The 10825-nt window shown below is 45.1% G+C and carries 9 protein-coding genes; 2 read left to right on the plus strand and 7 right to left on the minus strand.

The features are described from left to right. Positions 1-65 precede the first annotated feature (65 nt). Genes ASG93_RS24505 through ASG93_RS24515 form a run of 3 tightly spaced genes read right to left on the minus strand, consistent with a single transcriptional unit; the run spans position 66 to position 2627 of the window. The gene (locus ASG93_RS24505; protein ID WP_082615070.1) at positions 66-1364 is read right to left on the minus strand and encodes a sensor histidine kinase; all 1299 of its coding nucleotides are present in this window, start codon (positions 1362-1364) and stop codon (positions 66-68) included. After that, positions 1361-2047: a response regulator transcription factor gene (locus tag ASG93_RS24510; protein ID WP_056836190.1), complete on the minus strand. Its 687-nt coding sequence runs from the start codon at positions 2045-2047 to the stop codon at positions 1361-1363. Before ASG93_RS24510 ends, ASG93_RS24505 begins: the two co-directional genes overlap by 4 nt. A gap of 31 nt (positions 2048-2078) precedes the next feature. Then, on the minus strand, positions 2079-2627 hold the full coding sequence (locus tag ASG93_RS24515) for a hypothetical protein (protein ID WP_056836192.1): 549 nt from the start codon (positions 2625-2627) through the stop codon (positions 2079-2081). A gap of 371 nt (positions 2628-2998) precedes the next feature. On the opposite strand from ASG93_RS24515, the gene serC reads away from it, so the two are divergent. Further along, entirely contained in the window at positions 2999-4087 is a 1089-nt protein-coding gene (serC, locus tag ASG93_RS24520) for a 3-phosphoserine/phosphohydroxythreonine transaminase (RefSeq protein WP_056836194.1), read from the plus strand. A gap of 95 nt (positions 4088-4182) precedes the next feature. Here the strand turns inward: serC and lpdA are convergent, their stop codons facing one another. The 4 genes from lpdA to pdhA form a co-directional block, all read right to left on the minus strand. After that, positions 4183-5598 (minus strand): dihydrolipoyl dehydrogenase, encoded by a 1416-nt coding sequence (gene lpdA, locus ASG93_RS24525; protein WP_056836196.1) that lies wholly within the window; start codon positions 5596-5598, stop codon positions 4183-4185. A gap of 4 nt (positions 5599-5602) precedes the next feature. Further along, on the minus strand, positions 5603-6937 hold the full coding sequence (locus ASG93_RS24530; RefSeq protein ID WP_056836198.1) for a dihydrolipoamide acetyltransferase family protein: 1335 nt from the start codon (positions 6935-6937) through the stop codon (positions 5603-5605). A 31-nt stretch (positions 6938-6968) separates the two neighbouring features. Further along, entirely contained in the window at positions 6969-7949 is a 981-nt protein-coding gene (locus tag ASG93_RS24535) for an alpha-ketoacid dehydrogenase subunit beta (RefSeq protein ID WP_056836200.1), read from the minus strand. A gap of 93 nt (positions 7950-8042) precedes the next feature. After that, on the minus strand, positions 8043-9125 hold the full coding sequence (gene pdhA / locus ASG93_RS24540; protein ID WP_056836202.1) for a pyruvate dehydrogenase (acetyl-transferring) E1 component subunit alpha: 1083 nt from the start codon (positions 9123-9125) through the stop codon (positions 8043-8045). A gap of 264 nt (positions 9126-9389) precedes the next feature. On the opposite strand from pdhA, the gene ASG93_RS24545 reads away from it, so the two are divergent. Continuing rightward, positions 9390-10121, plus strand: a complete 732-nt coding sequence (locus ASG93_RS24545) for an alpha/beta hydrolase (RefSeq protein ID WP_056836204.1) — start codon at positions 9390-9392, stop codon at positions 10119-10121. Positions 10122-10825 lie beyond the last annotated feature (704 nt).

Here is a 10825-nt window from a genome sequence, read left to right on the forward strand (position 1 = left end):
GCTACTTCATCTCTCGTCTGATAGATACATGATACAACATGTAAATGAAATTAAACTGAAATCAGCTATGCATGGAATTCAATTTCGAAAAAGCTCCCCTTTCCTTCTTCACTCGTAACATGAATGTAAGCACCGAGATTGCTTATGATATCAGCGGCAATAGAGAGGCCTAATCCTGCACCGCCTAATTCACGCGAACGTGCTTTGTCCACTCTGTAGAAACGCTCAAAAATGCGAGCCAGCTCATCCTTTGGTATGCCAATACCCGTATCAGCGATTTGCAGCGTTGTTTTTCCGTTATGTGAGCCCCGATATGAAATCTTCACTTGTCCGCCAGATGGCGTATACTTAATTGCATTATCAAGTAAAATGTAAAGGAGTTGTTTGATCTGATCTATATTTCCAATAATGAAGTTTGATCCATGATTATTCTCGGGTAAATCGTGGTATAAATGAACTCCTTTTTTGAGTGCCAGTGGCTGTATCGCCTGATATATTTGATGAGAAACTTGAACTAAATCAACCTTATCCAACTTCATTTGTAAAGATTTCGAATCACTGCGAGCTAAAGTTAGTAAGGACTCTACAAGCCGGATCATCCTTTTCACTTCATCTTGTAAACTATCCAGAACATGCTGTTCGAATTCGGGCAATGCATCCTTGCACTCCTCTAATAATTCAACGGAGGAATGAATAACACTCAGCGGCGTCCTTAGCTCATGAGAGGCATTCGTTGTGAATTCAACCTGCTGATAATAGGATTTTTTGATAGGAACCATGGCTTTGCCAGCAAAAAAATAAGCTAACCAGATCGCTATGGATAATAAAACAATGGTAGAAAGCAAGAGGATTAACCTGATTGTATCCAAAAGCGCTAAATTTGAGGTTATGTCTATGGCCATCCAATATACGCCGCCAGCGTCATTTAAGATTTGAGAGCTAACCAGGAAGGTCTGCCTTTCCTCCCCTGTTTCTACATAGAAACGTTCACCTTTCCCACTTTTCATTTCGTTTCGTTGTGCCCAATTTAACAGTTGATTGGACATTGCTGAGTAACGACTAGGAGAGATCTGAGTTTTCTCATCCGGACTCACCCAAACAATTAATTCATCTGAAAGTAGGAAGATCCATTCGACATTCTTGACTTCATGCTCCATAGGACGCTTTCCTTTTTTTTGCTCCTCCATGCGATGTTCCCATTGCTGGGACATTTTATTCTTTAGATCTTCTAATTTCTGAATTTCATTGTGTTGAAGGGTTTCTTGTAGAATCAGATAAAAAAAAGCCGTTATGAGAATGATAACAACGCCAAGGATACTGCCGAAAAATATCGTCAGTTGCTTTCTTGTGCGATCGAACATCATTCTCCCCCTTCTACAGCTAAGCGGTAACCAAGTCCTCGTACATTTTGTATGATTTTATCGGAAAATGGGTCGTCCAGCTTTTTACGCAGTAATTTAATAGTGGCATCGACTGTATTGAGTGTAATCTCGGCATCTATGCCCCATACGCGGTCAATCAGCTGCTCTCTGCTTAATATTTGTTTGGGATGTTGTGACATAAACGATAACAATTGAAATTCGCGGCGTGAAAGTGGGATAGATACGCCGTTTCTACTCACTTCGAAAGTACTATGGTCGATAACAAGCGTATCTCCAAAAATTTTGGTATCCGCTTCCCAATTCGTTTCTTTTCTACGGTATAAGGCAATAAGACGAGCAATCAGTTCCTCGAAAGCAAATGGCTTCACCAAATAATCATCTGCTCCTGCATTTAAACCCTGAACGCGGTCCGTAACGGAATCTCGTGCGGTTAGCATAAGGATAGGCGTTCGATTCTTCTTCAACCGGATTTCTTTGCATAACTCAATTCCGGTTTTATGAGGAATCATCCAATCTAAGATATAAATATCAAAGGCGGCTCTTTCAATGAATGCCATTGCATTGTCTGCATCTAATGCCCATTCCACTTGGTATAGTTGTTTTTTAAGCTTATATTGAATCAGCTCGCCCAGCTTCACATCATCCTCAACCAGCAAGATATGCATAGCGCCACCGCCACCTTCCTTAGATTTACGGCTATAGAAATGCGTGAATCAAAAATAATACAGCAAATGCTAGTCCACATCTTAAATGCCATTTCTTATCCAGTCTTCTGTATCGGAATAAACCCGAAATTGGTACTGGTAACAGGACGATAAGTGCAAGAAGCCCGCTAATGTTGTTGAAATCCCATTTGAAACCATACATAAAAACGGCAACCGCATGGAGAGTAATGAGTGCGATAGCCAAAATGGCAATCGATGTATGGAATTTTTTTACAACCCGAAGCAGCATAACTAAACCTTTTTTCAGAAAAGCTAATTTTCCCAAAATATGCTGTTTAATGATAAATGTTAAAACGTAATTCGCTAATACGACGAATAAGGCTATTCGGGCATTGGAGCCATAATCTTTAAATATATGCTCAAAACGGCGATTATGCAAAGTTGCTGAGGGTAAATGAAAAAGACTCCAAAGCTGCCACAGGATATAGATTGACGACACTGCCATCGCACCAAATACCCATATACGTTCATTCTTAGGAATCCATGATTGTTTTACTTTTAGATTTTGCTGAGAGCTCATCTTAACTCCTCCAACTCATATTAATAATTGTAATATACCCCATCTTTCTGAAAATGAAATGAAAAGCACGTGGACCACCATAATGATTGACCTTTTCTGCAAATAAGCTTATACTTCTACTCAATATCCATACCTGATCGTGCCTATGAAGAGATTCCAACTCGGAGGCGTTTTCGCCAAGAATAACCCTTTGCACTCAGCAAAGTCAGTCATTCTAAGTTAACCGGCACCGCCCGTTACCGCGGAACCAAGTGGAGAAGCATTCACCAGAATGTTTCTTAAATTGGGTGGCACCGCGAGCGAACGCTCCTCGTCCCAATCGGATGAGGGCGTTTTTTGTTTTTTTAAGCACATACGGGAGGTAATTAAAAATGACGAAAAGACGGTACAATTTTAACCCAGGACCCGCTGCACTGCCTTTGGAAGTACTTGAAGAGGCACAAGAGCAATTTGTGGACTTTCAAGAGACAGGTATTTCATTGCTTGAAATGTCTCATCGAAGCCGTACGATTGAGGATCTGAATCAAGAAACCCAGCAGCTTCTTCTGAGCTTACTCGGCCTGCCTAACGGGTATGAAGTCCTTTTTATGGGTGGAGGGGCAAGCACACAATTCGCTCTCCTTCCTTTAAACTTTTTAAACACGAATCAGACGGCCAACTATGTCTTAACGGGGAGCTTTTCAGAAAAAGCTTATAAAGAAGCTTCTTATGTCGGGCTTACACATATCGCGGCAAGCTCCAAAGACCAGCAATGGCGCAGTATCCCTGAGTTATCGGCAGACCAACTAGCACCTGACTCGGCATACACTCACATCACCATGAACAACACGATTGAAGGTTCCCGTTATAATAAAATTCCGGAAGTGGGGAGCACGCCTCTTGTAGCCGATATGACAAGTGAAATCCTCAGCAGAAAGCTTGATCTAGAGAGGTTTTCGATGATTTATGCCGGTGCCCAGAAAAATCTAGGACCAGCAGGCGTTACAGTTGCCATCATCCGCGAAGACTGGCTGGAGAAAGCGTCCAAGACGATCCCTGAGATCATGCGCTATGAAACATTCGCCAAAAACAAGTCACTGTTCAATACGCCGCCTGTTCACGCCATTTACATGATGCATTTGGTGCTAAAATGGGTAGTGAACAAAGGCGGCGTAGAGCAATTAGAAGAGCTTAATCGCATAAAGTCTGCCCTTATTTATGATGTAATTGATCATAGCGAAGGATTCTACAAGGGAATCATCGAAGTTAACAATCGTTCGCATATGAATATCACTTGGCGGATGGCCAATGAAGGAATCGAGCGTCAGTTTATCGAAGAATCAGAGGCTAACGGCTTTGAAGGCTTGGCCGGACATCGAAGCGTCGGAGGTCTGCGTGCTTCGGCATACAATGCAGTACCATTAGAAGCTTGTCAGGCTTTAGCCGATTTCATGGTAGATTTTGCACGAAGAAATGGTTAGGTCATAAAGAAATAAAAGAGTCCCGTAGAGCGGCTAATGCCAAACTCTCGGGACTTTTTATCTAAAGGTAGAGAAACTAATGGAATAAAAGCTAATTATTTACCAAGCTGGTGAATCGGGTGACCAAGCGCACCTTCCGCGGCATCCATGATCATTTCCGTCAATGTTGGATGTGCATGAATCGTAAGTGCGATGTCCTCCAAGTTAGCGCCCATCTCAACCGCAAGAGCAAGCTCACCGATCAAGTTAGATGCTTCTGGACCCACGATTTGACCACCAAGCAGTTGGCCTGTTTCCTTGTCGCCGACAAGCTTCACAAAGCCTTGACCTGCGTTCAAAGAGTTAGCGCGACCGTTTGCTGCATAAGGGAATTTACCAATTGTTACATTGATACCTTGTGCTTTAGCTTCTGTTTCACTCAGACCTACGCCAGCAATTTCCGGATCAGAGAATACAACAGCAGGCATTGCTTTGTAATCTACGATGCTGGAGTGACCCGCGATCGCTTCAGCAGCCACTTTAGCTTCATAGGAAGCTTTGTGTGCCAATGAAAGACCAGGTACAACATCACCAATCGCGAAAATATGGGGAATGCTCGTTCTACCTTGGTTATCGACTTCGATCAAACCGCGATCTGTCAGTTTCAAGTTAATGAGATCAAGACCAAGCTCGCCATCTGTGTTCGGACGACGACCAACGGTTACTAATACGTAATCCGCTGTTACTTGTTTCTCTTCTCCTTTTACTGTGAACGTAACCGTTACGTCATTTTCTGTCTTCGTGCAGGATTGTGCTAGTGCTTCAGTATGAACCTCTACGCCGACTTTCTCCAGATTGCGCGCAACAAGCTTCGTCAATTCTTTCTCGAAGCCTGGAAGCACATGATCGGATCCTTCAAGCACAGTTACTTTCGTACCGAACTTCGCGTACGTTTGACCAAGCTCGATTCCGATGTAGCCGCCGCCGATAACGACCATGCTTTTCGGAATTTCAGGCAAGTTCAACGCTTCTGTGGAAGAAATGATTCTTCCGCCGTAAGGAAATGCTTTCAGCTCAATCGGACGGGAACCTGTCGCGATAATGCAGTGCTTGAAGCGGTAGCGCGGAGCTTCTGCATCATTGAACACACGTGCTTCATGCTCATTGATGAACATCACTTCACCTTGGAACGTTTGGATCTTGTTGCCTTTGAGCAGCGCGCTAACGCCGCCTGTTTGTTTAGCAACAATGCTGTTTTTCCATGCTTGTACTTTTGCAAAATCCACTTTCACGTTCTCTACAGAAATACCCATGCTGTCAGCGTGCTGAGCATGCTCATACGTGTGAGCGGCAGAGATCAAAGCTTTGGAAGGGATACAGCCGCGGTTCAAGCACACGCCGCCCCATTCCGCTTTATCTACAATCAGAACGCTTTGCCCAAGCTGAGCAGCACGGATGGCGGCTACGTAACCGCCAGGACCTCCACCAATAACCAACAAATCAATATCTAAAGAAGCATCTCCTACTACCATGCTGTTACACCTCCAAGACGAGAAGCTCTGGATCAGCCAGAAGCTGTTTGATGTAGTTCAGGAAGCTTTGTGCTGTCGCTCCATCCACAATACGGTGGTCGAAGCTCAAGGAAAGCGCCATAACCGATGCTGCAACGATTTGTCCGTTTTTCACAACTGGTTTCTCCGTGATACGGCCTGCACCCAGGATCGCAACTTCAGGGAAGTTGATAACCGGTGTGAAGAACATGCCGCCTACGGAACCGATGTTCGTAATGGAGATCGTGCCGCCTTTCATTTCGTTCGGAGCCAGTTTGCCTTCGCGTCCGCGAACGGCAAGATCTTTAATCGAAGAAGCGATCGACCATATGTTTTTGCGGTCTGCATCATGGATAACAGGAACGAGCAAGCCGTTGTCTGTATCTGTTGCAATCCCGATATTGTAGTACTTTTTGTAGACAATTTCTTGTTTCTCTTCGTCGATCATCGCGTTCAATGCTGGGAATTGACGGCAAGCTGCAACCAATGCTTTCACGATGAAAGGCAGGTAAGTCAGCTTCACGCCTTTTTTCTCGGCGAGTGGCTTCGTGCGCTCACGCAGTGCGACTAGTGCTGATACGTCGATTTCGTCCATTAGTGTCACGTGCGGAGCCGTGTACACGGATTTAACCATAGCGTTCGCGATAATTTTACGGATTCCTTTGAAAGGAACTCGTTCTTCGACGCGATCGCCCGCGACAACCTGCTGCGCAGCCGCCGCAGGTTGCGCTTCACCAGCTGCTACTGATGACGCAGCTGGTTCTGCTGCTGCCGGAGCTGCCGCCGCAGCTCCGTTAAATCCAAGCACATCCTCGCGTGTTACGCGGCCGTGCTTACCTGTAGGCGTCACCTCTGCGAGTGTGATGCCTTGCTCTCTTGCCAGCTTGCGTACGCTAGGCGTCGCAAGCACTTCGCGGCCCGCGCCAGCGCTTGGCGCGGCTATTGCTACAGCAGCTGCCGCAGGCGCTGCTGCCACTGCCGGTGCTGCCACTGCCACGGCAGCAGCAGGAGCCGCCGTTGCAGCCGAAGGCGCAGCGTGGCTGTCGCCCTTATGATGCATCGATTCAGCAGGCATTTCGCCTGTCACTTCAATCGTCATAACGAGCTCGCCAATATTACAAACTTGTCCTTCCTTTACGGCAACGGAAACGACTTTGCCTTCAACCGGACAAGGAACTTCAACGACCGCTTTATCGTTCTGTACTTCCATAAGAATCGATTCATCTGTTACGGTGTCACCCGCTTTAACCAACAGCTTTACGATCTCGCCTTCATGTATGCCCTCACCAAGCTCAGGGAACTTGTATTCAAACAATGCCACGTGCACAACCTCCTATTACCTTCGACTGTGATTAGAATTCGAGTACTTGATTAATGCCTGCAATGACACTTGCTGGACTAGGCAACCAAGCGTCTTCGATTTGTGCGAACGGATAGATTGTATCTGGCGGAGCAATACGCAAAACAGGAGCTTCCAGATGCAGAATCGCTTTTTCATTAATCTGTGCAATTACCTCTGCCGCTACACCGGATGTTTTTTGCGCTTCTTGTACGATAATCGCACGGTTTGTTTTCTTAATTGAAGTTACAATGGTTTCGATATCAAGCGGAATTAATGTACGAAGATCGATGACTTCAACTTTCACGCCTTGTGTTTTCTCAATCTCTTCAGCAGCTTTCACAGATGTGTGAACCATAGCCCCGTAAGTAATAACAGTCACATCTGAGCCTTCGCGAACAACGTTCGCTTTACCAAGCTCAATGGTGTATTCGCCTTCCGGTACTTCTGCGCGGAATGCGCGGTATAAATTCAAATGCTCCATGAAGAAGACAGGGTCATTGTCGCGAATCGCGGCAATGAGCAGTCCCTTCGCATCATAAGGGTTGGAAGGAACAACAACTTTAATACCTGGCGTTTGAACAAGTAGGCCTTCAAGTGCATCCGTATGCAGCTCAGCCGCTTTTACACCGCCGCCAAAAGGCGTACGGAATACGATTGGCGAGTTGTAACGGCCGCCGGAACGGTAACGCATACGAGCTGCTTGCACGCAAATTTGGTCAAGCGCTTCATAAATAAAGCCTACGAATTGAATTTCAGCAATCGGACGGAAGCCTTGAATACCTAGCCCAACAGCAAGTCCGCCGATAGCAGATTCAGCAAGAGGCGTATCGAATACGCGATCTTCGCCGAATTCTTTTTGTAAACCTTCCGTAGCACGGAATACGCCACCAACATGGCCAACGTCTTCGCCGAACAAAATTACATTAGGATCTCTTTCCAGTTCAACGCGCATTGCGTCTTTTATCGCTTGAATCATCGTCATTTGTGCCATGACTTCTCCGTGCCTCCTAATTGTTTTCGTGAGAAAACTTACTTCGTAAGCTTAAGCTGAGTTTTTCGCCAGAAAAATCTGGCTCGTAATCATCTATTTATACGCTTGCTTCTGTTCTTCAAGATGTGCCGGTGTTATTTCGAACATAGAGTCAATTAAGCCTGGAACCGTCATTTTCTCTGTTTCTTCCGCTTTTTTGATATGCTCAGCAACAGTTGCTTTCGCTTCTTCTTTCACCGCAGCTTCTTCTTCTTCGCTCCAGAGACCTTTTTTAGTCAAGAACAGACGCATACGCGTAAGCGGATCCTTAGGCTCCCAATCACTCTCTTCATCTTTGGTCCGGTATTTCGTCGTATCATCCGCCAAGGAATGCGGACGGTAACGGTAAGTCAATGCTTCAATCAACGTAGCGCCCTCGCCTCTGCGTCCTCTTTCAGCAGCTTCTGTAACAGCTTGAACTACAGCCAATACGTCCATTCCGTCAACTTGCACGCCTTTGATACCGGCAGCAAGTGCTTTATGCGCAACAGAAAGTGCTCCCGTTTGCTTCGAATAAGGAGTCGTAATTGCGTAACCGTTGTTTTGTACAAAATAAATGACAGGCAGCTTGAATGCTCCTGCAAAGTTCATGCCTTCATAGAAGTCACCTTCGGAGCTTCCTCCGTCGCCTGTGTACGTAATCGCTACACGCGGTTGGTTACGTTTCTTGAATGCCATAGCCACACCAGTAGCATGCAAAATTTGAGCTCCGATGATGATTTGCGGCATTAATACATGTACATCCTGCGGAATTTGTCCGCCATGCTGATGACCGCGGGAATACAAAAATGCTTGATAAAGCGGAAGACCGTGCCAAACAAGCTGTGGCATATCGCGGTAACCCGGGCAAATGAAATCGTCTTTATTTAATGCAAATTCACTACCGATCATCGAAGCTTCTTGTCCGGATACCGGAGCATAGAAACCAAGACGTCCTTGGCGACCGAGATTAACTGCTCTTTCGTCCCATACGCGGGTGAATACCATTCTTCTCATTAATTCTTTTAATTGGTCGTCACTAAGTTTAGGCATTTTGTCGGAATTAACAATTGTGCCGTCTGGAGCTAGAACCTGTAAAGGCTCAACCTTCTCTGTGGTCACTTCATAATTCGCTTGGCTGACAAGTGGCTTACTCATACCATTTCACCTCTTATATGATTTTGGTGCCTGCTAGCTTCACTTCTGTTATAGTATTATTATAAACCTGTTTTTGTGAATTGTACACCAGCATCCTTGTGCTATATGACCTTTTTTCACCGAAGTGAATAGTACAGTTCCAGAAAATATATAATACAGTTAACACAAAATTTACAACTGCTATAATACACATTACCCTCTAAACAACAAGCTTACACTTGCTTCACCAAATTAGGTCTAAGAGAAAGTTAAAGGAGCACAACCATGTCGGATGACTCTCGCTTTTATAAAAGAACGATTGTGAAAGATGAACTCACCTCTGTCCTTCTCGGAGAAAATCGCTCCTTGCGCATTTATCTCCCTCCCGGTTACAACGAACTGCTCTCCTATCCGGTCATTTATTGCCAAGATGGTGAACAATTCTTTAATTTCGGCCGAATTGCGACTACGATCACGCGCTGTATTCTAGATGAAGGCTTGGAGCCCGCCATTGTCGTCGGTGTCGATGTGAATAATAGTAACCGCACTTCGGAATATGCGCCTGAGGGTGAACGTCATGATGCGTACTGCCGTTTCTTTGCAGAGGAGCTCCTCCCTTATGTAGAAAGCCGATATCCGATTCGATCCGAACGGAACGAACGCATTGTGGCGGGTGATTCCCTTGGGGGGACCGTGTCCTTGCATCTCGCCTTAGATTATCCTAGCCTTTTTTGCCGTGTTATATCCTTATCTGGCGCATTTTTCGACATTACCAGAGAACGTATCAAAGCGGAGGACGACTTGTCCTGGCTTGAGCTGTATATGTTGATTGGCCTGGATGAAACAGATGTAAAAACGGAACGAGGGACTTTTGATTTCGTTAGAGAAAACCGGCTGGCCAAAGCTGAGATGGAAAACAAAAATGTCACGCTGCATTACATCGAAAAGCCAGGGAAACATTTATGGGGATTTTGGCAAGGAGAGTTAGACGCAGCTCTACACTATTTCCTAGGATGATGACGACAAGAAAAACCGTCAGGGAAGATCACCCTGACGGTCCTTTTGCGTGCAAACCCATACTTTTGTGCACGGGAGGGATGGATGCGGGGTCCACCGCAAAGCGCCCTTCCGCCCTCCCCCCTCTTCTGTTCTACTAGATGGCTCCATTATTCGGTATTCGCCGGGGGTCATCTATTTTAATGTCCATTGATAACGATTGCTACTTCGATAGAATGAGTTCAAAGTGACCAAAGTAAGCTTTAACCACAGTTAACTTGGCAACTTCGATTTCGATGAGCTATCGTGATTACCAATGTTGTAGATTCTGCAACAATTCACATGCCAAAAGGCCTTGGCAACTTCGATTTCGATGAGCTATCGTGATTACCAATGTTGTAGATTCTGCAACAATTCACATGCCAAAAGGCTATTTTGCTAGTAAAAGTTGTAGTTTGTATTAGTTTGTACAACAATTCGAACCCATTTGTCGCAAAATCTCTGTTTGGGGCTAAATTGTTGTACATTATGCAACATCGAAGGGATATGAGGTGGATTCTAGGTAGAATTGTTGCACTTTATACAACATCATTCGACCAAGAATGTGGATTCTACAAAAAATACAGCAATTCTAACCAAAAGTAGCTCTACCTCCTCTAAAAAGGCTAAATTACTCCAAAATAAGGTATCTATGTTCGCGAGCATAGTGGATATAAGCTGCTATT

This window comes from Paenibacillus sp. Soil787, assembly GCF_001429545.1.
In the GTDB taxonomy this organism is placed as follows: Bacteria; Bacillota; Bacilli; order Paenibacillales; family NBRC-103111; genus Paenibacillus_E.